22 protein-coding genes are annotated in these 25,373 nt (G+C 40.2%); 9 read left to right on the top strand and 13 right to left on the bottom strand.

Annotated elements, in window-relative coordinates:
* Positions 1–46: 46 nt before the first annotated feature.
* The 7 genes from lptD (at position 47) to ACFI4Z_RS09250 (ending at position 8,750) form a co-directional block, all read left to right on the top strand.
* Positions 47–2,290 (top strand): LPS assembly protein LptD, encoded by a 2,244-nt coding sequence (lptD, locus tag ACFI4Z_RS09280; RefSeq protein WP_462670330.1) that lies wholly within the window; start codon positions 47–49, stop codon positions 2,288–2,290.
* 12 nt (positions 2,291–2,302) lie between these two features.
* On the top strand, positions 2,303–3,610 hold the full coding sequence (surA, locus tag ACFI4Z_RS09275; RefSeq protein ID WP_462670426.1) for a peptidylprolyl isomerase SurA: 1,308 nt from the start codon (positions 2,303–2,305) through the stop codon (positions 3,608–3,610).
* Positions 3,611–3,613: 3 nt separating this feature from the next.
* Positions 3,614–4,606, top strand: coding sequence for a 4-hydroxythreonine-4-phosphate dehydrogenase PdxA (gene pdxA / locus ACFI4Z_RS09270; RefSeq protein ID WP_462670329.1), 993 nt, complete (start codon positions 3,614–3,616; stop codon positions 4,604–4,606).
* Positions 4,603–5,409, top strand: a complete 807-nt coding sequence (rsmA, locus tag ACFI4Z_RS09265; RefSeq protein WP_099294660.1) for a 16S rRNA (adenine(1518)-N(6)/adenine(1519)-N(6))-dimethyltransferase RsmA — start codon at positions 4,603–4,605, stop codon at positions 5,407–5,409. The genes pdxA and rsmA overlap by 4 nt, the downstream gene beginning before the upstream one ends.
* On the top strand, positions 5,393–5,782 hold the full coding sequence (gene apaG / locus ACFI4Z_RS09260; protein ID WP_394192637.1) for a Co2+/Mg2+ efflux protein ApaG: 390 nt from the start codon (positions 5,393–5,395) through the stop codon (positions 5,780–5,782). The genes rsmA and apaG overlap by 17 nt, the downstream gene beginning before the upstream one ends.
* 5 nt (positions 5,783–5,787) lie before the next feature.
* On the top strand, positions 5,788–6,603 hold the full coding sequence (locus tag ACFI4Z_RS09255; protein WP_462670328.1) for a symmetrical bis(5'-nucleosyl)-tetraphosphatase: 816 nt from the start codon (positions 5,788–5,790) through the stop codon (positions 6,601–6,603).
* A gap of 131 nt (positions 6,604–6,734) precedes the next feature.
* The gene (locus ACFI4Z_RS09250) at positions 6,735–8,750 is read left to right on the top strand and encodes a methyl-accepting chemotaxis protein (RefSeq protein ID WP_462670327.1); all 2,016 of its coding nucleotides are present in this window, start codon (positions 6,735–6,737) and stop codon (positions 8,748–8,750) included.
* Positions 8,751–9,420: 670 nt separating this feature from the next.
* On the opposite strand, the gene ACFI4Z_RS09245 is transcribed toward ACFI4Z_RS09250, so the two are convergent.
* The 5 genes from ACFI4Z_RS09245 to rplU form a co-directional block, all read right to left on the bottom strand.
* Positions 9,421–9,798: a DUF3718 domain-containing protein gene (locus ACFI4Z_RS09245; protein ID WP_462670326.1), complete on the bottom strand. Its 378-nt coding sequence runs from the start codon at positions 9,796–9,798 to the stop codon at positions 9,421–9,423.
* 79 nt (positions 9,799–9,877) lie between these two features.
* Positions 9,878–10,357, bottom strand: coding sequence for a type 3 dihydrofolate reductase (folA, locus tag ACFI4Z_RS09240; protein WP_462670425.1), 480 nt, complete (start codon positions 10,355–10,357; stop codon positions 9,878–9,880).
* 86 nt (positions 10,358–10,443) lie between these two features.
* Positions 10,444–11,598 carry an Obg family GTPase CgtA gene (gene cgtA, locus ACFI4Z_RS09235; protein ID WP_462670325.1) on the bottom strand — a complete coding sequence of 385 codons (1,155 nt, stop codon included), beginning with the start codon at positions 11,596–11,598 and terminating at the stop codon, positions 10,444–10,446.
* Positions 11,599–11,736: 138 nt separating this feature from the next.
* Positions 11,737–11,994: a 50S ribosomal protein L27 gene (rpmA, locus tag ACFI4Z_RS09230; protein WP_087531066.1), complete on the bottom strand. Its 258-nt coding sequence runs from the start codon at positions 11,992–11,994 to the stop codon at positions 11,737–11,739.
* A 16-nt stretch (positions 11,995–12,010) separates the two neighbouring features.
* Complete coding sequence (gene rplU, locus ACFI4Z_RS09225) at positions 12,011–12,322, bottom strand: 50S ribosomal protein L21 (protein ID WP_004587921.1); 312 nt, start codon at positions 12,320–12,322, stop codon at positions 12,011–12,013.
* 409 nt (positions 12,323–12,731) lie between these two features.
* Here rplU and ispB point away from each other — a divergent pair, with 409 nt between their 5' ends.
* Complete coding sequence (gene ispB, locus ACFI4Z_RS09220) at positions 12,732–13,703, top strand: octaprenyl diphosphate synthase (protein ID WP_462670324.1); 972 nt, start codon at positions 12,732–12,734, stop codon at positions 13,701–13,703.
* An 86-nt stretch (positions 13,704–13,789) separates the two neighbouring features.
* Here the strand turns inward: ispB and mdh are convergent, their stop codons facing one another.
* Positions 13,790–14,725 (bottom strand): malate dehydrogenase, encoded by a 936-nt coding sequence (gene mdh / locus ACFI4Z_RS09215; protein ID WP_099294685.1) that lies wholly within the window; start codon positions 14,723–14,725, stop codon positions 13,790–13,792.
* Positions 14,726–14,975: 250 nt separating this feature from the next.
* Here mdh and argR point away from each other — a divergent pair, with 250 nt between their 5' ends.
* Positions 14,976–15,443, top strand: coding sequence for a transcriptional regulator ArgR (argR, locus tag ACFI4Z_RS09210; protein WP_002957753.1), 468 nt, complete (start codon positions 14,976–14,978; stop codon positions 15,441–15,443).
* Positions 15,444–15,465: 22 nt separating this feature from the next.
* Here argR and ACFI4Z_RS09205 read toward each other — a convergent pair whose 3' ends face one another.
* From ACFI4Z_RS09205 to aceF, 7 genes are all read right to left on the bottom strand, one after another.
* Entirely contained in the window at positions 15,466–16,365 is a 900-nt protein-coding gene (locus tag ACFI4Z_RS09205; RefSeq protein WP_462670323.1) for a Dyp-type peroxidase, read from the bottom strand.
* A gap of 46 nt (positions 16,366–16,411) precedes the next feature.
* A complete protein-coding gene (locus ACFI4Z_RS09200) occupies positions 16,412–17,455 on the bottom strand; it encodes an ABC transporter ATP-binding protein (protein WP_462670322.1) in 1,044 nt (347 codons plus the stop codon).
* The gene (locus tag ACFI4Z_RS09195) at positions 17,456–19,087 is read right to left on the bottom strand and encodes an ABC transporter permease (RefSeq protein ID WP_462670321.1); all 1,632 of its coding nucleotides are present in this window, start codon (positions 19,085–19,087) and stop codon (positions 17,456–17,458) included.
* Positions 19,087–20,091, bottom strand: a complete 1,005-nt coding sequence (locus ACFI4Z_RS09190) for a Fe(3+) ABC transporter substrate-binding protein (RefSeq protein ID WP_462670320.1) — start codon at positions 20,089–20,091, stop codon at positions 19,087–19,089. The genes ACFI4Z_RS09195 and ACFI4Z_RS09190 overlap by 1 nt, the downstream gene beginning before the upstream one ends.
* An 813-nt stretch (positions 20,092–20,904) precedes the next feature.
* A complete protein-coding gene (locus ACFI4Z_RS09185; protein WP_462670319.1) occupies positions 20,905–21,594 on the bottom strand; it encodes a tRNA-uridine aminocarboxypropyltransferase in 690 nt (229 codons plus the stop codon).
* Between the two features lie 230 nt (positions 21,595–21,824).
* The gene (gene lpdA, locus ACFI4Z_RS09180; RefSeq protein ID WP_099294698.1) at positions 21,825–23,252 is read right to left on the bottom strand and encodes a dihydrolipoyl dehydrogenase; all 1,428 of its coding nucleotides are present in this window, start codon (positions 23,250–23,252) and stop codon (positions 21,825–21,827) included.
* Positions 23,253–23,451: 199 nt separating this feature from the next.
* On the bottom strand, positions 23,452–25,365 hold the full coding sequence (gene aceF / locus ACFI4Z_RS09175) for a pyruvate dehydrogenase complex dihydrolipoyllysine-residue acetyltransferase (protein ID WP_462670318.1): 1,914 nt from the start codon (positions 25,363–25,365) through the stop codon (positions 23,452–23,454).
* Positions 25,366–25,373 lie beyond the last annotated feature (8 nt).

Raw genomic sequence — 25,373 nt, 5'->3', positions numbered from 1 at the left:
TATTATGTCAGTCCTGTATTCAAAGACACCATATTAAGGTTATTAAATGAGCAAAACCTGGGGCATTATGATGCTAAGCGTACTGAGCGCACCATCGCTTGCCGAAACTGAACTGGCACACAACTTTTGTGGCAATTCAATGCAAACCAGTGCTTGGCAACCGCTTATTGGCCTTGATCTTGGCATGATCGATATCCGTTCAGATGATATTGAGCTGCTTGGTACACAAAGCGCTGAATTTACTGGCGACGTTGATATTAACACCCTTAATATGAGTTTGTCCGCACAAAGTGCATTAATTGACAAACAACGAGGCTTACTAAATGCTACGGGACCGATTACCTATCGCGATGCAATTAGTGAGGTTAATAGTGCAGGGCTCAATGCCGATTTAAACAACTCAGAGATTAGTTTGCTTGGTGCTGATTACAAATTAACAGAGCAACAAGGTCACGGTGGCGCTGAGAAGCTCACTATTAATCAGTCTGGCTTAAACTTACTGAATGCAAGCTTTACTACCTGCCCAAACGACACTCCTTTATGGGCAATTCAAGCCGAAGAGATTTTATTATCCAGTGAAAGTGGCTGGGGGGAAACACATGATATGGTGTTGCGTATTATGGATACGCCTGTACTTTATCTACCCTACTTTACTTTCCCTATTGATGATCGCCGTAAATCAGGGTTGTTAACTCCTAATATTTCTAGTTCAGACCGCTACGGTGTTGAAACCATAACCCCTTATTACTGGAATATTGCCCCTAATTTTGATGCCACAATTACACCACGTTACATGTCTAAAAAAGGGATTCAGCTTATTAATGAGTTCCGTTACTTAACTGAAAATAGTAATGGTTTGTTAGGGTTGGAGTTTTTACAAAAGGACGATTCGGAGCCACAACTAAAAGAGCGTTTCTTATTTCACTGGCAACAACAAAGCTATTTTGGTGACAAGTGGCGTGCCAATATTGATATAACAAACGTCAGCGATGATAACTATTTGACTGATTTAGGTTCAGATTATGCAACGCGTACTGACACTCAACTATATCGCACAGGGTCTTTATCTTACTTAGGCGAGCGTTGGCGCACAGATATAAAAGTGCAAAATTTTGAAGTGCTAGGTAACCATTCCGATTCCTATGCTGCGTGGCCACAAATTGGCTTTTCGCAAACAGAACCATATAAATTAAGTAATGTTGAATTTACTCTTGATGGCGAAATCAGTCATTTCACAAATAGTGATGCAGTTATTGATAAAGCCACCCGACTTCACCTAGAACCGAAGGCGAGCTATGGTTATCAAGAATACGCATGGTCATTTTTATCTGAGTTTAGTTTATTACACACTAATTATAAGCAAGAAGGCGACTTGGAGGGCAGCGATTATGCCGATTCAGTATCGAGAACATTACCTAAAGTGCGCTTGTATAGTCAGTTAAACTTTGAACGTGACACCTCTCTCGTTAAGAATGGAATTCAAACTCTTGAACCCCAGATGCAATATCTATATACGCCAGATAAAGATCAATCCGACATAGGCCTGTACGACACAACAAAACTGCAAGATGACTTTTTTGGTTTATTTCGTGATAAACGTTTTTCAAGTGTAGACCGTATTGCAGCTGCCAATCAATTTACATTGGGTGCAACCACTCGTTTGTTCAGTGAAAGTAATGAAGAGCTATTTAATTTCAGTGCCGGACAAATATTTTACTTAAATGATTCAGCCAAACCTTCGGCGCAAGGGATAAACCCTAATACTAACTATAATGCCTTGTTTGCAGCACAAACCATGGTACATTGGCACCGTCGTTGGTATTTATCAGGTGGGATTCAATATGACGCTGATGGTAAGCAAATTATTCAGTCAAATGTAACTTTAGACTACAAAGGTGACAATAATCAGCTAGTCCAATTGAACCATCGCTATGCAAATGATGTCTCAGGCAATACAATCGAACAAGTTGGCTTGTTTACTAGTTTTCCAATTAGTGAGCAATGGCAATTTGTGAATAGCTACCACCGCGACCTTGATACCGGACGTAGCATTGAGATATTCAGTGGATTGCAATATGAATCGTGCTGTTGGGCTTTTCAACTCACAGCCCGTCGCCAAATCGAAACTGATTTAAATCAATCGATAGGCCAAGAACAAGCTACATTTGACTCAAGCATTGGATTTAATATTGTCTTGAAAGGATTAGGTAGTAAAAGCCGTTATGATGCACAAAAATTATTACAACAAGGTATTTTTGGCTATCGTAGACCGTATTTTCTTAATAACTAGTATTAGCAGAGTATTAGAAAAAGTATGAATTTAAAAAAATTATTAGCATCAGCATTATTAGGTTTTGGTTTATGCCAAAACGTTATCGCAGCACCCGTAGAAATTGACAAAGTAGTCGGCATCGTTAACCAAGGTGTAATTTTACAAAGTGAAGTAGACACCATAGTTAATCGAGTCAAAATGCAGGCTAAAGAGCAAGGCCAGCAACTTCCATCAGATGAAACGTTACGTATTCAAGCGATGGAACGTCTAGTTAACCAAACGCTTATGATGCAGCTCGCTGAGCGTATGGGTCTTGAGATTTCAGATAGTCAACTTGATCAAACATTAGTTGGTATGGCAAAAGAGCAAGGTGGTTCTATTGCTGATTTGCGCCGTACAATTGAAGAGTCAGGCGAAAGCTTTCAATCGTATCGTGAAGAGATACGCAAAGAGATTACGACACAGCAAGTAATGCGTGCAAATGTAGATCGTCGTATCTATATAAGCCCGCAAGAAGTAGATAACTTATTAAAAATAATGGAAAGCCAAGGGCAAAATACAGAAGAATTTGATATTGGTCACATATTGATTGATATTCCAAACAATGCAACGGCCGACGAAATCAGCAGCGCAAAAACACGTGCAGATAAAGTTATTGAATTCTTACAAGACGGTAAAGAATTTAAACGTATTGCTATCTCTTCATCAAGCGGTTCAAAGGCGCTTGAAGGCGGCCAGCTAGGTTGGATGAGTATCAATGAAATGCCATCATTGTTTGCTGAAGCAGTAAAGGGCACTAAAAAAGACGCAATCATTGGGCCTCTTCGCTCTGGTGCAGGTTTTCACATTGTTAAAGTTCAAGATATCCGTGGACGTCAGGTTGTTGAAACAACAGAGGTTCGCTCACGTCATATATTAATCAAACCGTCAATTATTTTAAGTGAAGAAAAAGCGCGCTCAATGCTTAATGGTTTTGCCAAAGAATTACGTGAAGGTACGGCCGACTTTGGCGAATTAGCTAAAGAGTACTCTGAAGATCCAGGCTCTGCACTTAAAGGCGGTGAGTACGATTGGACAGATCCAACAACATACGTTCCTGCCTTTAGAGATACACTACTTTCACTTGATCAAAATGAAATCAGTGACCCATTTAGAACTACATTTGGTTGGCATATTGTGCAGCTGCTAGATAAACGTGTAGCTGATAAAACAGAACTTGCTAAGCGTAACCGTGCTCACAGCATGTTATTTAACCGTAAATTTAAAGAAGAAAGCTTTAACTGGCAGCAAGAAATGCGCGAACAAGCCCATGTTGATATTTTCCCAATTGAAGACTAACCAATGACGTTACGTATTGCGATTACCCCCGGCGAACCCGCCGGGATAGGCCCTGATTTATTACTTAAGCTAGCTCAACATGATTGGCCTGCACAGCTTGTAGTGATTGCTGATGGTCAGTTATTAAAACAACGCGCTAATCAGCTGGGTTTATCTATTAATTTAATTGAATTTGATGAATCAGCGCCTGCAACAACCTGCCCAGCTGGAACTGTTTATTTACATCAGGTTGATTTGGGTGCACAGGTCGAATTAGGCGTACTCGATGATGCAAACGGTCAATATGTTCTCGATACACTGCGCATTGCCTCAGAGAAGAATATGGATGGGACATTTGATGCTGTTGTAACTGGCCCTGTACATAAAGGTATTATTAACAAAGCTGGTATCTCATTTAGCGGCCATACTGAGTATTTTGCTCAGCAATCAAATACCCCTGATGTTGTCATGATGTTGGCTACAGAAGGCCTGCGTGTTGCTTTAGTCACCACGCACATTCCCCTTGCTTATGTGTCACGCGCTATCACTGTCGAACGGTTATCTAAAGTTGCAGGTATCTTGCACCACGATCTAACAACAAAGTTTGGTATCGAAAAGCCACGAATTTTAGTCTGTGGGTTAAACCCGCATGCAGGTGAAGATGGCCATTTAGGCCGCGAAGAGATTGAAACAATCACGCCGACTCTACAGTTATTAAATAACCAAGGTATGAACCTAATAGGTCCTCTTCCTGCTGATACACTGTTTCAAGATAAATATTTATCACAAGCAGATGCCGTGCTTGCAATGTATCACGATCAAGGCTTACCTGTGCTAAAATACAAAGGATTTGGTAAGTCAGTGAATATTACTTTAGGTTTACCTTTTATTCGCACGTCAGTTGATCACGGTACAGCGCTAGATTTAGCTGGTACAGGTGATGCTGATGTTGGTAGTTTTGAATTAGCGATCCGCGAAGCAATTAAGCTCGCCCATGAAAAAGCACAGAATCAATGACAGATAAAGTACACTTAGGTCACCGCGCCCGTAAACGTTTTGGGCAAAACTTTTTATTTGATGAATCAATCATCGATAAAATAGTTACTGCAATCGATCCGAAACCTGAAGACAACCTTGTTGAAATCGGCCCTGGTTTGGGCGCTATTACTGAACCTGTCAGCGAGTTAAGTGGTCACTTAACTGTTGTAGAACTCGATAAAGACCTTGCACAACGTTTAACAGAGCACCCTTTTTTGGGTCCTAAATTAACCGTGCATCAAGGTGATGCGATGAAGTTTGATTTTTCAAGCTTGGTTCGTGATGACAAAAAATTAAAAGTCTTTGGCAACCTGCCTTACAATATTTCAACACCACTGTTGTTTCATTTATTTGAATTTGCAGACAACGTTGAACATATGCACTTTATGCTTCAAAAAGAAGTCGTAAAACGTATGGTTGCAGGGCCTGGCAGTAAAACGTTTGGTCGCCTAAGTGTTATGACACAATATTACTGCAATGCAATGCCAGTTGTTGAGGTGCCGCCTGAGTGCTTCAAACCTGCACCAAAAGTTGACTCTGCAGTAATTCGTCTCATCCCGAAAAAACCAGAACAACGCACAGCTAAAAGTGTAAAAATACTCAATACTGTATGTTTAGAAGCGTTTAACCAACGCCGAAAAACGCTTCGTAATAGCTTGGGCAATCTATTAACTGCCGATGAGCTGACAAGTATTGGCATTGATATCACTCTTCGCGCTGAAAATCTTTCATTACAACAATTTATTGATATAGCTAACTGGATTTATGACAACAAGCAGTAATTTGGGTTCCCCCATAAAAGTGTCGGTTGAAACTTTTTATGTCGAAGGACAATCTCAACCTGAGCTAGATAAATACGTTTTTGCCTACTCGGTGACTATTAAAAACCATAGTTTATGCAGTGCAAAATTAGTAAGCCGCTATTGGTTGATAACTGACGCTAACGGTAAAGAAATTGAAGTACAAGGTGAAGGTGTAGTTGGAGAAAAACCAACTATAGCGCCTGGTGAGAGCTACAAATACACCAGTGGTGCTGTAATTGAAACTCCAGTAGGTACCATGCAAGGTTATTACACATTAAAGAATGAATTTGGCACTGAGTTTGATGCGCCAATTAATGTGTTTAGATTAGCTCAACCTAACATTCTGCACTAAGCTATATGGCTGACTATGCTATAGGTGATTTACAAGGCTGTTATGACGAATTTCAAGCTTTGTTAAAGTTGGTAAATTTTAACCCCGCTAAAGATCACCTATACTTGGTCGGCGATATTGTTGCAAGGGGCCCAAAATCCCTTGCCTGCCTAGAGTATCTTTATAAAAACCAAGACAGCGTGACTATTACATTAGGCAATCATGATTTACATATGATTGCATGCTATTTATTAGACAAGCCTGTTAACCCTAAAGATAACCTAGGTGCTGTATTTAACTCACCAAAACTTTCTCACTATATTCATTTTTTACGCCAGCAACCACTTGCCTTATGGTTAGAAAAATATAAAACCTTCATTTCTCATGCAGGCTTAAACCCCGAGTGGTCAATACCCAAAGCACTTAAACACGCTAAGTTTGCCACACAATGCTACCAAAGCGATGAAGTAAACTCTTTTTTGGAGGGGATGTACGCACAGCACCCGCCACAAATGAGTAAACAACTAACAGATATTGAACGGTTTCGTTTTATTGTTAACTACTTTACACGAATGCGCTTTTTAACTTTAGATGGGCAGTTAGAATTAAAATCTAAAGGCACTATTAATGATAAAAACACAATAGTACCCTGGTTTTCTCATCCACGTTTTCAATCATTAGATTGTGAAATTGTTTTTGGTCACTGGGCCGCGCTTGAAGGGAAAACCCCCTTATCAAATTTACATGCACTTGACACAGGCTGTGTCTGGGGTGGGGAAATGACACTAATGGAGCTTAAAAATAAGCAATGCTTTAGTGTTAATTCTAATCAATTCATCTAAATTAACTGAAAAAAAAGCCATTCTCTGTTAGATTTAGTATAATAAATGTTAAAAGTAATTAAATTTAATTACTTAACTTATCTGCAATTAAGCCGATAAAGTCTAATCATTACTCTTTTATGGAAATTCATATGAACTTAACTGTTAGCCAACGCATCTGGGGTGGATTTATCTGCATCACCTTATTGCTTCTCTTAATTGGTGGGAACTCTCTGTTCAGAATTGCAAACATTAATAACTCTGCGCAACAGGTCAACCAGTTATCTTTACCTGCTTTAGAAGAAAGCTCAGAGCTTCAGGTTGAGTTCATCCTTATGAGTAAGGCTGCACAAGCCAGTTTTTACACTACATCTAGTGCAGAGTTAGAACCAATAAAAAAATCGATACAAGAGCGTAAAGTACAATTCGACCGTTCTCAGTCTCAACTCAAACAAGTGGTTGCTAACAATGCGCAACTTAGTAAAAGTAGTCGTGATGTAGAGCAAACCTATAATGAATTTACCGCTTCAGTCCAAGCCCTATTAAACGATAAAGCAGCTGAACTAAGACTTAATAAAGAGCTAAAAATGCAGTTGGAAACAATTGAATTAGCGGCTGAGGATGCTAACTCTGTTGTGCTTGATATCATTGATATTGACGGACTCGAAGAAAGCGACTCTCGCGCTTATCAAGCTGCGAACATGCTTGAGAACAACTTTTTATCGTTAGTAACAACCAGCACAGATATGCTCACGGTAAAAACACAAAACACGCTTGATATAGTAAAAAATGAACAAATTTACTTCCTTGAAGAAATCGAAAGAAGTATTAACCTATTAAAGCCTGCGGTTGAAGCAAATGACCCAGACCTATTTGATGACTTAAATAATTACTTTGTATCAATTAAAGATAATGTAAGAGGTAATAACAGCTTATCTACTAACAAAAAGCGCTTAATTGATACAATAGCGATGACAAAATCTGAGCTGGCAGAAGCTGAAACAGCAACAACGAAGGCGCTTAAACAGCTTAATGAATTAGTGAGTCAAGCGAGTAACGTTGCCTTTGAATTACAAAAAGGCGTTAGTAGTGATGTAAGCTCAGCAAATTTATGGACATGGGCAGGTATGATAAGCGCCACCTTACTTGCTATTATTGTTGCATACATTACTGTTAGCCGAATTACCAAACCATTGGCTGAAGTAAACCGTGTGCTTGATATTGTAGCGAGCGGCGATATGACACAACGCCTGGACGATACAGCACAGGATGAGTTTGGTGAACTATCTCGCAGCTGTAACACGCTTATTGATAGCTTGAGAAGCTTGATCAGGGGCATTATTTCGCGTTCAACTCAGCTTGCAGCAGCTTCAGAAGAAACATCAGCGATTACTGGCGAATCTAGCCAAGCAATTCGTAATCAACAAGCGCAGGTTGAGCAGGCGGCAACTGCAACAACCGAAATGAGTAGTACCTCTCAAACTGTAAGCAGCAGCGCTCAACAAGCACTTAAAGAAATAAAAAATGCAGATAAAGAAGCTGATCGCGTTAAAGGTATTTCAAGCCAAAACAAAGCAACAATTGAACAGCTTGCCCGCGAGGTAGATGATGCATCGCAAGTTATTAATAAGCTTCATCAGGACAGTGCATCAATCGGTAGCATACTTGATGTTATTCGCGGTATTGCAGACCAAACTAATTTACTCGCACTTAATGCTGCTATTGAGGCTGCACGAGCCGGTGAGCAAGGCCGTGGCTTTGCCGTTGTAGCTGATGAGGTACGTTCTCTTGCCAGCAAGACACAAGAGTCGACTCAAGAGATTCAAGCTATGATTGAGTCGTTACAAAGTGGTGCTGAAGCAGCTGTATCTGCAATGTCAAAAGGCAAGCAACAAGCTGAGTCATGTGTCGAGCAATCAGATTTAGCAAACACGGCTTTGGACTCAATTACCGCAGCGGTGGCGCAAGCCCACGATGTCAGTGAAGAGATTTCAACTGCAGCGCAGGAACAACAGCAAGTATCTCAAGAGATAAGTGAACGACTTGAGTCAATCGTTGCAATTGCAGAGCAAACTGCAGAGGGTGCGAATCAGACCAATATATCTAGCTCTGAAGTTGCAAAACTAGCAGAAGAGTTACGCTTATCAGTTGATGAATTTAAAGTGTAATTTATCAGTTAAATAAAATAGTAAAAAGCCGTATTTGAGAAATCAAATGCGGCTTTTTAATACCTAATTTATACACTAAATAATAGTTGAATATAGCTCAATAACACTACAGCTGTTATTACACTTAAAAAACTTACGACGCAAAGCCGATGTGGAATGATGTGATATAAAAGGCCAGGCATGTGCCGTAGGTTTGCAAAGCTAGGAATAAAAAATAAGGAGTAGCATTCAAACTTACTGAGTCCGTTGAGCGTGTTGTTACATGCTAATCTTAGCCCAGAAAAATACATTAACACAAAGCTGGAAGCCCCCATTACCTCTACTAACGCTATTAGCTCCATACTAATGACTATCTCTGGCCCAGCAGTAAACATTACAATTATAATTGCTAATGACTGCCACAGCCCCTTGGTAGCATATCCCTTTAATCGATTAAGCATTTATAGCCTTCCCTTACTCTATGCATATCTCACTTTAGCGTAACGTTAGATTAAAATATAGATGCAGAAAAAGAATAGTATTCATGGCCTACTAACTAGCCAGCATGTAATCAATGGGCTAGATCCTTAAAAGATTTCACTCAAAGTTATATAAATATATTAAAGTATATAAGTAATAGACACAAAAAAACCGCGATAAACGCGGTTTTTACTAATAACCTATAAGGTTATTATAAGCCAGCACGGTCTTTAATTGCTGCGATGAGCGCAGAGCCGCCATGTCCATTAGATTCAGCCCACGCGATGTCTGCGCCGTCTTCTAAAGAACTTTTAGAAAGGTTTTTAACAACAAACTCACCCGCATCAACTGCATTGCTTGCAATAGCATGGCGTACTAAGTTGTTTCCATCACACTGAATTGCATCGTATACGTTACGAATTTTCACACGAGAGCTTTTTAACTTGCTACGAAGGCGATTTTTATCATCTGCAGCTATATACTCACAAATAGACACAGCTAACTGATCATTGGCTTTAGCTGGTACACTAAAAGCAAAAGACCCAGAAACCACCGCAGTAACAACTAGTAATGTTGATAATTTAACCATTAGAGACCCTTAAGTAATACTTTTTACCTATATCGATTGTTTAATATTGTACCAATCTATAAGATTAATCGCAATAATGTTACCCAACTTTATCTAAAGTTACGAATTTATACTGATGTAAATTTTTATCATCAGGGGCGTTAACGCACTCTTCAATGATCTGCCAATCAGCTACTTCCTCGTAATCTGGAAACTGGGTGTCGCCAGCTACATCAAGTTCGATGAACGTTAAGTAAAGTGTAGTCGCTTTATCCAAAAACTGCTGATAAATATTCCCACCACCAATAATCATTACTTCATCAACATTACTCACTAATGCTAACGCCTCTTCAGGTGATTTGACCACTTCAATACCGGGCACACTATATGTCTCGTTACGACTTATGATGATATTTTGTCTACCAGGAAGTGGGCGCCCAATTGATTCAAATGTTTTTCGTCCCATGATCACGGGTTTACTCATCGTCACTTGCTTAAAGTGCTGCAAGTCTGCAGGTAAATGCCATGGCATTTTATTGTCATTACCAATAATACGGTTATTAGCCATTGCTGCAATCATTGAAATTTTCACAAAACCACCTAATACTTTTTAATGAATAAAGAAAAAAGGAGCATAAGCTCCTTTTTATATAAATCTATTTTCTATTAACGCTCGTAAACAACTTCTACGTCGTAATCATCTTCGTCCCAATCTTCCCAATCATCGTCATCAGTATGTTTGGTTGCATCTTTATGGTAAGTATCCCACTTAAATTCAACCTCTTCATCCTCGATTGGGACAAACTTTTCTTTAGGCATACTATCAAGCAACGCCATAATATCATGGCAAAGTGCTTGCGTATTTTGCTTATTAACTGCAGAAATACGGTAGATATTTGTTTCTTCACCCAACTCTTCGGCAATTTGCTCACACAATACCTGCACTTCATCCTCAGGCAATAAGTCTATTTTATTAAATACTAACCAACGTGGCTTTTCAGCAAGCTTAGGGCTGTATTGATGCAACTCATTAATAATGGCAAATGCATTATCAACAGGGCTTGAACCATCCACAGGCATAATGTCGATTATATGCAATAGCACACGACAGCGCTCAAGATGCTTTAAGAATCGAATACCTAAGCCAGCTCCATCAGATGCACCTTCTATTAAACCAGGTATATCTGCAATAACAAAAGACTTATTCGCATCAGGACGAACAACCCCTAAATTAGGGATAAGTGTAGTGAACGGATAATCAGCTACTTTTGGTTTTGCAGCAGATACGCTGCGAATAAAAGTAGATTTACCTGCATTTGGTAACCCAAGCAAGCCAACATCAGCTAATAGCATTAGCTCAAGCTTTAGCATACGAACTTCACCAGGCGTACCTAACGTTTTTTGGCGTGGCGCGCGGTTAGTACTTGATTTAAAGCGTGCGTTTCCTAAGCCATGAAAACCACCTTTAGCAACAACTAAACGCTGACCATCCTGAGTTAAATCACCTAATGACTCTTGTGTATCAACATCAGTTACACGCGTACCCACAGGCACTTTTATGTAAAGGTCTTCACCTTTTTTACCTGTACAATTACGGCTTTGGCCATTCGTTCCACGCTCAGCACGATGAAAGCGCTCAAATTGGTAATCTATTAAGGTATTTAAGTTTTCATCCGCTTGTAGATAAACACTGCCACCATCACCGCCATCGCCGCCATCAGGGCCACCGTCCGGCACATATTTTTCACGACGGAAAGACACGATACCGCTGCCACCGTCACCAGCTTCTGCGCGAATTTCTACTTCATCTACAAACTTCATGATTACTCACTTTAGGATTGGCTTGTTAATAACACTATTATATACCCAAGCCAACTTAATTGCAGGCTTGGGTATATATTTACAGAGGCTTAAAACAAAAAACCCCGCAAAGGCGGGGTTTTTAAGAACCGGCTCTGATTACTCAGATACGATGCTTACGTATTTACGGTTTAAAGGACCTTTTTGTTCAAACTGAACTTTACCATCTGCTTTTGCGAAGATAGTGTGGTCTTTACCGATACCTACGTTTGCGCCAGCGTGGAAACGAGTACCACGTTGACGTACAATGATGCTACCCGCTAGAACTGATTCGCCACCAAAACGCTTAACACCTAGGCGTTTGCTTTCTGAATCGCGACCGTTACGAGTACTACCAGCTGCTTTTTTATGTGCCATTTCTAAGTACCTCTAATTAAGCGCTAATGCCAGTGATTTTAACTTCTGTGAACCATTGACGATGGCCCATTTGCTTACGAGAATGCTTACGGCGTCTAAATTTAACAACCTTAATTTTCTCACCGCGACCATGTGAAACAACCTCAGCTGTTACTTTACCACCGTTTACGAACGGTACACCGATCTCGATTTTCTCACCATCAGCAACTAAAAGTACTGAATCAAATTCAACTGCTGCACCAGTCTCAACGTCTAATTTCTCAAGACGAATTGTTTGACCTTCAGTCACACGGTGCTGTTTACCACCACTTTGGAAAACCGCGTACATAATTAACTCCGTCTGTGCGCCCTCAAATCGACGCAACTAAAATATTCTTCAATAGGGCGCGAAGTTTACGCTAATGTGCAAAAACTAGCAAGCCCGTTTTTTAATTAAATGAATAAAAAATAGCTGCTTTGAGAGCAATTCAATATTTTCACCTATTTTATATTAAATTAGCATTATGCCAAGTGCTTTTTTGTCCATGATGACAAATAAATTACAGCAACTAAATATCGCTTGATGAATAAAAAACAACCGCGTGAATTATCACCACTTTTAAGTTATCTCTCGTAATAAAGGCTAAATTTAGTATTTTAAACCTGTTTTTTCAGCGAATTGTCACAAAACATCGAGCAAGCGCGTTTTTTGTTGTACAATCGGCACCGTATACCCATTAAAATTGGCTCGGAGATCAATGGATATAAAAGCTATCCAGACGTTAATCGAAAACGATATGAATGACGTCAATCAACTTATTCACGCACAAATGCGCTCTGATGTAGCATTAGTCAATCAACTTGGCTTATATATAGTAAATAGTGGTGGCAAGCGAGTTCGCCCTATGTTGGCTATTTTAGCCGCTAAAGCACTTGGCTATAAAGGGTGTGATCATATTACACTGGCGACCATTGTGGAGTTTATCCACACAGCAACCTTGCTGCATGATGACGTTGTTGATGAATCTAACTTACGCCGTGGCACACCCACTGCAAATGCTGAGTTTGGTAATGCTGCAAGTGTTCTTGTTGGTGACTTTATCTATACTCGCTCTTTTCAGCTCATGGTTGGCATTGGCAAAATGCAAGTCATGCAAATACTTGCTGATGCAACCAACGTAATCGCTGAAGGTGAAGTCCTGCAATTAATGAATTGCAATGACCCTGACACGACTGAAGACAGCTACATGCAGGTTATCTACTCAAAAACAGCTAAGCTATTTGAAGCAGCGACAGGGCTTGCAGCAGTTATTACTGAACAAGACGAAGCAACGCTAAAAGCGCTCAATCTGTACGGCATGCATTTAGGCACCGCATTTCAGTTAGTAGATGATGTACTTGACTACAATGCTGATGCTGAACAATTAGGCAAAAATATTGGGGATGATCTCGCGGAAGGTAAGCCTACCCTGCCACTTATTTATGCAATGCAGCAAGGAAATGCAGAGCAGGTTCAGTTAATCCGCGACGCTATAGAGCACAGCAATGGAATGGATCATTTAGAAGCAATTCTATGCGCTCTACGAGAAACAAATGCACTTGAGTTTACTATGAATAAAGCAGACGAAGAAGCAGATAAAGCTATTTCCTGTTTATCTGTGTTAGCTGATTCACCTTATAAAGAAGCGTTAGTTAGCCTAGCCCGTATTGCGGTTGATCGTAGTCACTAAAATTAATGATTTGATTTCGAGCATAAAAAAAGCCTGCAATTGCAGGCTTTTTTATTACCGCCAACTGCTTGGCGATAATGGCAAGATTATGCGTTGATGAAATCAACACCTTCTTGAATGTCTTTTTTCAGTGTATCTAGCATGTCGTTTTTAGCTTGTTGCTCAAACGCACTTAGTTCACCGTAAGAAAGAATTTCTTCTACGCCGTTTTTGCCTAAACGTACTGGGTGTGCAAAGTATTCTGCATCGCCATCTTCAACAGCTACGTATGCATAATCTACAACGTCTTCACCTTGTAGGCCTTTTACTAAAGACATACAAAAACGTGCTGCTGCTGCGCCCATTGATAATGTAGCTGAACCACCACCCGCTTTAGCATTTACTACTTCAGTACCCGCATTTTGGATACGTGGAGTAAGTGCTGCAACTTCCTCATCAGTGAAAGTAACACCTTCAACTTGAGAAAGTAATGGAAGGATTGTTGTGCCTGAGTGACCACCAATAACAGGTACTTTAACTGAAGCAACATCAACACCTTTAAGCTCAGCGATGAATGCTTCTGAACGAATTACGTCAAGTGTTGTGATACCAAAAACACGGTTTGCATCGTAAGTACCCGCTTTTTTGAATACTTCAGCAACAATTGGCACTGTACCGTTTACTGGGTTAGTGATGATACCTACCAATGCTTTAGGACAGTTAGCAACAATACCTTCAGCTAATGTTTTAATGATACCAGCATTTACGTTGAATAAATCAGCACGGTCCATACCTGGCTTACGTGGCATACCAGCTGGAATAAGTACAATGTCACAACCAGTTAATGCTTGATCTAGTGCATCGGCACCGAAACCAGCAACTTTAACATCAGTTGGGATGTGAGAAAGGTCAACAGCAACACCAGGAACAACTGGGGCAACATCATAAAGTGATAACTCAGAACCTGCTGGTAAACCTGTTTTTAGTAATAAAGACAACGCTTGACCGATACCGCCTGCAGCACCTAATACAGCAACTTTCATTGGAATTCTCCGTAATTTAAGGTAGAAAATATTTGTGGCACTAAGATAAAGAAATTAACGGCTAAAGACAAATTTATCCTGCTTATTTTGCACATAATTTCGACCATAGTTGTAAATAACTTGAGCAAGAGATAATAAATCATTCTCAAGCAGCTATTTATGCCTTTTATTCAGTAATAAAAACAACTACTGCATAAGTATGCATTTTTGTGTAGAATTTAGAGCATCAAATAACAAAGCAGACAACAACATGCAACCACAAGATAAACAAGAAGCGCTAGTTAAAGCTTTTAAATCACTTTTAAAAGAAGAAAACTTTGGGTCCCAAGGTGAGATTGTTGACGCATTAAAAGACCAAGGTTTTGATAACATAAGCCAAAGTAAAGTGTCACGCATGTTAAGTAAATTTGGTGCCGTACGAACTCGTAATGCTAAACAAGAGATGGTTTATTGCTTACCGGCTGAGATGGGGGTGCCGACAGCAAAAAGCCCACTTCGTCAATTAGTCATTGATATCATGCATAATGAAATGATGATTATAATCCGTACAAGCCCCGGTGCTGCACAGTTAATAGCCCGTTTATTAGACTCATTAGGTAAAGCTGATGGCGTACTAGGAACGATTGCAGGTGACGATACCATTTTTATTGCACCAGCCAAAATATCTGAAATTGACGTGACATTGGAACGTGTGCGAATCTTATTTGATACTGTATAAATAACCCAAACCTCAGGTTAAGTTATAACTGTTTTAAAAAGTTAATCGATGGGGCAAAAAATGCGGATCCCATGTCTGCTTGAGTAAAATCAAGCCAGTGGTCATAATATTCCCCTTGCCCCAATCGGCTTTGCAGCACCTTTTCAAATACACTACCATTTGCAGCACAGTGTATTGCTAATACCCCCTGCTCATGAACATCGCCATATGGCATACTTTGGTTAAGTAATAATGGATGCCCTTGCTCATCTTTGAGCTCCGTTCGTGCTGCATGACTAGTTTGAACCTCAGGGTTCAATGGCGTATTGTCGAGGCGGGTTCGCCCCATAATTTGCTCTTGCTCATGTAACGATAAATGCTGCCATACTGTCAAATCATGTTTATAACGCTGGACATGTATATAACTCCCCTGATCTTCAAAGTTATCAGCCTTATGAACCAATGCGGTGGCTCGCTTTTGTCGCCCATGTGGTGTGTCGCCACCAAGTATAAAACCATTAAAATCACGGCCATCTAAAAACCTAAAATTACGAACTTGCTCAACCAACTCAACATCAGGTGAAAATAGCTTTAGAATCTGTAACGCAAATAAGTGATTTACATCCTCTCTATCTGAGCGAATCTGAACAAACAAATCGAATGGCTGTGCTGCCATAACGTGATCATTGTGAGTAATATTAGGAAAGCTTTGTAGTTGACTAGGAATAAACTCAGGGAGTATGTGGGGCCAATATTGCGCACCTACAGCAACAAAGCTTGAGAGCATTGATTCTGAAAACTGATCTGAGAATTCATCTTGAATAATGCTAACACGCTTTAGCTTTTTACGTAGTGACTCGTCATGACCATCAAATACATTAAAAAACAAATGCAAACCGTGTAAGTTTGCTTCAGCACAAATCCCTGATTGCGCTTGCGCCATGGTGATTCCTTAACTCTAGGTTGTACACAGCATTACACTTTGATAATTAATCAGCGAAAAAATTTACCGTGTGTGGTTTTATTTTTATTGTTACCTGTTCATTTATATTAAATGACTGGCTTAGCTCGGCAGCAACTTCTATCTCTTGACCACATAATGCCACCTTAAACACATTAGATGAGCCAATAAAGCGCTGACTTAATATGGTCACTGGGTGGCTATCTGATTCTGAAACAGCAGATAAAACTAAATGATGTGGGCGAATATATAACTGCCCTATATCTGATTTATGGTTATGTGCTTGCAAGGATTTAACCTGCCCAAAACAGGTTGAATACTCTGTTGCTGTAACTGCTTTCGCATCTAAGTATATGCCCTGACCGAGAAATTCCGCAACTACCTTTGAATTTGGCATACTAAAAAGCTGTTCAGGAGAGCCTTGTTGCGCAATTTTACCTTCGTGCATGACAGCTAAACTATCTGAAAATGCAAATGCCTCTTCTTTTGAGTGAGTAACAAATACTGCTGAAACTTGCTGATTTTTTATTATACGGCGAATATCTGCAATCAACTCAAAGCGTACCTGCGTGTCGATATTGGAAAATGGCTCATCTAGTAACAGTAAACTAGGCTTGTAAGCGAGTGCTCTAGCAATGGCTACGCGCTGCTGCTGCCCACCAGATAGTTGGTGAGGAAAACGTGTTGCACACCCAAGTAAATGAACTAGCTCCAGCATTTCAGTCACACGTTCTTTTTTTTGCGCTTTAGTCATGTTTGTTAGGCCAAAAGCAATATTATCAGCAACCGTTAAGTGTGGGAATAACGCATAATCTTGAAACATCATGCCTATATTACGATGCTCTGGTGCTAAAAATGACTGCTCATCCGACACTAACTTTGAGTCAATAAATACTTTTCCCTGCTTCGCTTCAATAATGCCTGCAATAGCTTTTAACGTGGTCGTTTTACCACAGCCACTGGCACCAAGCAGGCAAACAATCTCATCCTTTGCAACAGTTAAGTTTAAGTGTTCAATCACTGAAGTACCGTTATATTGGTACGATAAATTTTCTAAAACTAAACTACTCATTTAACTACGTTGCTCCATTGAGCGGTTAACAAGGTACAATGGCACAAGCCCCACTAAAACAATCGAGAGCGCTGAAATTGAAGCAAGCTCTAACTGCTCATCACTCACATATTGAAACACATGCGTTGCAAGGGTTTCAAAATTAAAAGGCCTAAGTAATAATGCCGCCGGAAGCTCTTTCATACACTCAATAAATACCAACAAACCAGCTGTTAGAATACCACGGCGCAACAGAGGAATATGCACCTTTGTTAACGTTTGTCCTTGGCTTTTTCCCATTGATTGGCTAGCCATATCTAACGAAGGGCTAATACGCATAAAGCTCGCTTCAACAGCGCCATGGGCAATGGCGTAAAATCGTACAACATATGCAAAGATTATGGCAAATAAAGTACCGCTAAGTAGTAAGCCTGGCGAAAAACCAAATGGTTCCAGCCAAACATTAAGCCTCTCATCAAGCATTGTTAAGGGTAATAACACTGCAATAGCTAAAACAGTGCCAGGTAATGCGTAGCCCGTACTGGCCAGTCGACCAGGTATGAGTGGATATTGCTGCTTTGCGATGCGTTGATAAAAAACAACTAATAGACTTAATACAATGGTGATAACACACACAATTGCAGCCACTTTAAAACTTTGCCAAGCATACAAGAAAAACGCATCATTCCATGCTTGGTCAGCATACGCAAAAGCATAATTGAGCAGTACAGCAACTGGTAATATAAAAGCAAAAAATAACACGGCACAACAAAACAGCGTTGCTAACCAGGCGTAAAACCCTTTTAAACTATACAGTGTTTCACTATTAACACCTGATTGACGTTCATAAACAGCTTGCTCACGGCGACTAAAGCGCTCTAACATTAACGCTAAAAATAGCATTAATAACATAATACCGGATATTTTAGCGGCTGCTGTTAGGGAATAATAGCCAAGCCATGTATCGTAAACAGCCGTTGTAAGTGTACTCACCGCAAAGTAATTAACAGTGGCAAAGTCAGCCATTGTTTCCATGCTAATTAACGCAAGACCTGCAACAATAGCACCACGTGCTAACGGCATACTGACACGGTAAAAGCTTTTAAACGGTGACAGTCCCATAATTTGGCTAGCTTGTACCAACTTAAATGATTGTTCACGTAAAGCGGTTTTAAAAATTAAATAGAGATATGGGTATAAAACAAGGGCAATCATAATAATCGCGCCGGGTAGCGTTCGAATATCAAAAAACCAATAATCACTTGGGGATTGCCAACCAAACCAATCACGAAGCGCGACTTGTATCGGCCCCGCATAATCAAGTAAATCGGTATATACATAGGCAATTATATAGGTTGGCATAGCAAGGGGCAGCATAAGGGCCCATTCAAACTGTTTTCTACCAGGGAAATCACAATAAGCGGTGATCCAACCTAGCGGTAATGCAATTGCGCTACTGACAATACACACACCCAGGATCAACAATAAAGTATTGCGTACGTAATCCCACAACACGGTATCCCAAAGGTGGCTAAAAACATCTGAATCGCCTTGCAGCGATTCAAATAAAAGAAAGCATAGCGGAGTTACCAGTACAACACCGATAACCCACGCAAATAACTGCCATCGAGACAGTGAAAATTTTAAACTCATTAAAGGTCGAACTTCACCTCATCAATCAACTTAAGCGCTAACGGACGATATTTGCTAATTTCATCCAGTGGTAAACTGTCTTCCTTAAAGTTACCCCAAGATGCCACTAAACTTGATAATTCCACACCTGGTTTAACCGGATATTCCATATTGACCGAGGCATACATATTTTGCGCCTTATTGTCGGTCATAAACTCGATGAGTTTCAAGGCATTTTCTGGATTTTTAGCGTATTTGGTCATAACCACACCAGATACATTAATATGTGAGCCACGATCACTTTGATTTGGAAAGTTTATATTTACAGCATCAGCCCATGTTTTTTGAGCTGGATCTTGAATCATTTTGCCAAAGTAATAACTATTGCCCAAAGCTAAGTCACATAACCCTTCTTTTACCGCTTTGACTTGCGCGCGGTCATTGCCTTGAGGTTTACGGGCTAAATTTGCTTTAACACCTTCAAGCCATTGCTTTGTTTGAGCTTCGCCATGATGCGCAATCATAGAAGCAACAAGACCTAAGTTGTATGGATGTTTACCTGAACGAGTACACAGTTTTCCTTTATACTTTGGTAAGGCTAAATCTTCATAACTTAAATCTGCCAGCGGTCCCATTCTATCTTTAGATGAATAAACATTTCGCACCCGCTTGGTTAATGCTATCCACTGTCCTTCATTATCACGGAACTTTGCAGGAACATTTTCATCAACTGTTTTACTGTTAATTGTTTGCGTTAAATTAAGTTCGTCTAACTGGACTAAATCACTAAAATTGGACGTTAAAACTAAATCTGCTCGACTGTGTTTACCTTCGCGCTTAACTCGTTCAATAAGCCCTTTTTTAGCGAAAACGACATTGGTTTCAATGCCCGTCTGCTTAGTAAAATCATCCAAAATAGGCTGGATTAAAAATGGCTGACGAAAAGAATAAATATTTACTGCATCATCAGCCAAAGCAGGGGCTGCTACTGTAAGTCCAATCAAAACTGCTAATGTTTTTTTCATAAATCGTGCTCGCACAAATAGTAATTATTATCAATCAATAATACCTTTTCCCCACTTAAAGTGCACCTAAAATCTAGTTAGAGAGCATATACAGAAGTTGCTTGTGAGATATCTCTTACGCTACTGGCAGCTATTGAGTATAAATATGACTAATTATCACCCAGATTAAAGCTAAGAAACTGATTTATAATAACTAAATTAATTTTCAATTTAAACAGTAAAATTTTGAATGTAGTTTTTCGCCTATTTTGTTTGCATAAACTCTCTATACTTATTCTATCGGTTAAGCAGACAACTTAGATAAGTTTGCAACAAGGAATAGTAGCTCAATAATCGTTAAGAAAGGTTTAGTTGGAAACAAGGATATACGGACAGGCTCAGGAAGAGTAACACAAGGGATTGGTAAAAAGAGGACAGCATCACTGATGATGCGAAATGGACTAACAACAGGGCTCGAAAGAGAGTTGTTATACAGGATGTAAAATAGGAAAAATCATGGACAGGCCTTCAAGGCACCACAATGGAACTGTTTTATAAATGGATAGCATCAGGATGATGCGTAAAGGACGGGTAATAGACGTTACCAAAATGGCGTACGGATACAATTGGATATAGGCCCGGATAGCCTAAATTGTGCAGAACGAATAAGTAACAGCGCAATAACATGGATTAGTAAAAATTAGGAGTTGATTAAGTTCAATTGCAGGATGCAGAAAGTTAGAAGATTCCGCAAGCGCGACTAGAGATAGTACGCGCTTTTCTTTTACGTAAAATTCATCACTCAGATAAGCCTACCCAATAAATACACAAGTTCTACTGTGGCCGGCCCTTATTTCGTTTGCCTAATAAGTAAGCATCACGGAACTTCATAAAATGCTGCTCAAGTTTACTTGAGGCATCTAGTTCTCCGGCTAATGCTAAAACCATGATTGCCACTTCAGCTGTTCCTAACTGGTGGGCATGTGGTGCAACACGCAAGCGGTAATCAGAGAGTTTTTCAGCACTGATAGACAAGACAGGCAAACCATCTAGGTAAGGGCTTTTACGGATCATTTTTTTTGCTTCACGCCACGTGCCATCTAAAAAGATAAATAAAGGACGTTTACTTGGCAGGTGCTCTACAGCTGTAATTACACGAGAGGCATCTTCAACATCAGTGGCAGGAAAAATCACTATAGGCTGATATTGCGGGTTATTCAATAACGCTAATAACTTTTCATCAGGCTCTGTTCTGTCCCAACGAAAAGCGAAGTTATCAGGCACTATTTCAGCTATTAATCGCCCTGTATTAGAAGGTTTAAAGCTTTCATTATGGTACATCAGCATACAAACCGCAGCAGCGCATTGAGCCTGCTCTACACCGTCACAAATACAGTAATGTTTTGCGATTAAGCATTGTTCACAGCGATCCATCTTGCCACCACGAGCATTAAACTCACGCCGAGATTCACTTATTTGCTGAGCTCGTAAAGCAAGTACTGAGTTTGTAGAGCGATTAGTCACGTGATTTAATACCTAAAAAATGATCGGCGCATATTGTAGCTAAAAACAGTGGGAATAGATATCAATGTAGTGGTAAGTGGTAAGTCAAAAAAAGTTTGAGCGTAGTAAGGTACTTGTCAGTAGTTAAAAAATACTCGGGCAGCTTAAAACTTATAGCTTAAGACTTTACAGCTTTACTAACAAAAAACCCAAGCCGAGGCTTGGGTTTTTAAACAATTAACTAAAAGAACTTACTTCTTCTTTTTAACAGCTTTTTTGTTTGGTAAGTCAGTGATTGAACCTTCAAATATTTCAGCCGCAAGGCCGATTGATTCGTTCAATGTTGGGTGAGCGTGAATGGTAAGTGCTAAATCTTCGCCATCAGCACCCATTTCAACAGCTAGGCCGATTTCACCAAGCATTTCGCCTGCATTGATACCGATCATAGCACCACCGATTACGCGGCCACTGTCTTTATCAAAAATAAGCTTAGTTGAACCTTCAGTACGAGCAGATGCAATTGCACGACCTGATGCAGCCCAAGGGAATACCGCAGTTTCAATGCTTAAACCTTGCTCTTTTGCTTCTTTTTCAGTAACACCTACCCATGCGATTTCTGGGTCAGTATATGCAATTGAAGGAATGCACTTAGGATCAAAGTAATGTTTTTGACCAGAAATAACTTCTGCAGCAACATGACCTTCATGAACAGCCTTATGCGCAAGCATAGGTTGACCAACAATGTCACCAATTGCAAAAATGTTATCAACATTCGTTTTAAGTTGCTTATCAACATTAATGAAGCCACGCTCATCAACGTTTACGCCAGCTTTATCTGCATCAAGTAATTTACCATTTGGTGTACGACCAACAGCAACAAGTACTTTGTCGTAACGTACCGGCTCTGCTGGTGCATTTTTGCCTTCAAACGTTACATATAAACCGTCATCTTTTGCTTCAACGCCAGTTACTTTGGTAGAAAGCATTACATTAAACTTGTCTTTAACGTAGCGTTGGTAAATTTTGATGATGTCTTTATCAGCAGCAGGAACAAGCTGATCAGCAAACTCAACAACATCAATGTTTGAACCTAGTGCACGGTATACGGTACCCATTTCAAGACCAATTATACCACCACCTAATACAAGTAGTTTTTCTGGTACATCTTTAAGCTCAAGTGCACCAGTTGAATCAATAACACGGTCGTCTTCAGGGATGAAAGGTAAGTTTACTGGTTGTGAACCGGCTGCAATAATAGCATTATCGAAGGTAATCGTTGTTGCGCCATCAGCACCTTCAACTGCGATTGTGTTGCTGCCAGTGAATTTACCATAACCATAAACCACTTTAACTTTACGCATCTTAGCCATGCCGTCAAGGCCGCCAGTTAGCTGACCAATTACAGAGTCTTTCCAAGAGCGGACTTTGTCTAAGTCAATTTGTGGTGCGCCAAAAGTAACACCATGAGATGACATTTCAGCAGCATCATCAATTACTTTAGCTACGTGTAATAATGCTTTTGAAGGGATACAACCAACATTAAGACATACACCGCCTAATGTATCGCGAGATTCTACCAATGTTACTTCTAAGCCCAAGTCAGCAGCACGGAAAGCCGCAGAATAACCACCAGGACCACCGCCTAGTACAACAACTTGAGTTTTTAATTCGTTGCTCATGCTATTACCTTAATTGTTTGAACGGGACACTGCCCTAAAGTTTAACTGCCATGTTTCTGCATGGGCAGAAAGCCAGAGCAGATCAAAAATTTATGCAAATATACCAATAGTGTATCATTGCAAATGGTAAAAATCCCAGCAAAAAACAACTGGCTGGGATTTGATTCTATTTATTTAGCTAGGTGCATCAATTACTGCATTACATCACTAGTTGGCGAATATCGCTCATGTAACTTGCAAGCGTTACAGTAAAGCGTGCTGCTAATGCACCGTCAATCACCCTATGGTCGTATGACATTGAAAGTGGAACCATTAATTTAGGCTCAAACTCTTTACCATTCCATTTTGGTTTCATTTCAGATTTAGACACACCTAAAATAGCAACTTCTGGCGCATTAACGATAGGCGTAAATGCAGTACCACCAATACCACCTAAGCTTGATATAGTAAAACAACCGCCTTGCATATCAGAAGAGGTAAGCTTACCTTCACGCGCTTTAACAGAGATATCCATCAGCTCGCGTGATAATTCAATGATGCCTTTCTTATCAACATCTTTAAATACTGGTACAACTAAACCATTTGGCGTATCAACCGCTACACCAATATTGATGTATTTTTTAAGAATTAAGCTTTCACCATCTTCAGATAACGACGAGTTAAATGTAGGGAATTCAGCTAGCGCTTTTGCTGCTGCTTTCATTACAAATACCAATGGCGTAATTTTAACACCGAGCTTCTTCTTCTCGTTAAGTGCATTTTGCTCTTTACGGAATTGCTCAAGAGTAGTGATATCGGCCTCATCGAACTGTGTAACATGTGGGATTTGCACCCAGTTACGGTGTAAGTTCTTGCCTGATAACTTTTGAATACGCGAAAGTTTCTTCTCTTCGATTTCACCAAATTTAGCAAAATCTACTTTTGGCCATGGGATTAAACCAAGCTCACCTCCACCTGCATTACCTTTGCCAGCTGATAACTGACCAGACTCAACTTGCTTAACTAGGTTTTTAACATAGTCTTGCACGTCTTCTTTAATAACACGGTTTTTACGGCCTGAGCCTTTCACGTTCGCAAGGTTAATACCAAACTCACGGGCTAAACGTCGAACAACTGGCGATGCATGAGCATAAGCGCTATTGTTTTCAAAGCTTTCATTACTTGCTTTTGTAGGTGCTGTTTGCGCAGGCGCAGGTTTTGATTCTGCTTTTGGCGCTGGTGCTGATTTTTCTGCAGGTGCTGCAGCTGGCGCGCTACCGGCAACTTCAAAAACAAAAATAAGTGAGCCGGTCGATACTTTATCGCCTGCGGCTACTTTTATTTCTTTCACTGTGCCCGCAAACGGCGCTGGAACTTCCATTGCCGCTTTGTCGCCTTCAACGTTTAAGATTGATTGATCTTCTTCAACCTTATCGCCAACCGCAACCATGACTTCAGTCACTTCAACTTCGTCACCACCAATATCTGGCACGTTAACTTCTTTGCTGCTTGACTGAGCACTTGCTGCTGGTGCAGATTCTTGTACTGGTTCGTCTTGTGCAGCTTCGTCTTGTGCAAGGGTTGCTGACTCACCACCAGCAACTTCAAAAACAAACACTAAAGAGCCTGTTTTTACTTTGTCGCCAGTCGCAATTTTGATTTCTTTCACAGTGCCTGCGAACGGTGCAGGTACTTCCATAGCCGCTTTGTCACCTTCAACGTTTAAGATAGATTGCTCTTCTTCTACGCTGTCGCCTACTGCAACCATGATTTCTGTTACTTCAACTTCATCATCACCGATATCTGGTACGGTCACTTCTTTTGTTGTTGAGCCTGAAGAGGCAGCAGGTGCTGCGTCTTCAGATTTAGCAGAGGCTTCTGGCGCTTTTTCTTCGCCAGCACTCTCGCCTTCAAAAATCATAATTAAAGAGCCAGTAGTAACCGTGTCACCTTCGCTTACTTTAATCTCTTTTACTGTACCAGCTTGCGCAGCCGGTACTTCCATTGACGCTTTATCGCCTTCAACAGTTAGTAATGATTGGTCAACCTCAACAACGTCGCCAACACTTACTAAGATTTCGGTTACTTCGACTTCATCGCCACCGATATCTGGTACATTAATTTCAATACTCATTGCAAAAC

The sequence above is a fragment of the Pseudoalteromonas sp. RWi3 genome, assembly GCF_054960735.1.
Note: the sequence above shows the minus strand (reverse complement) of the source record. Positions and strands in the feature narration are given on the sequence as shown.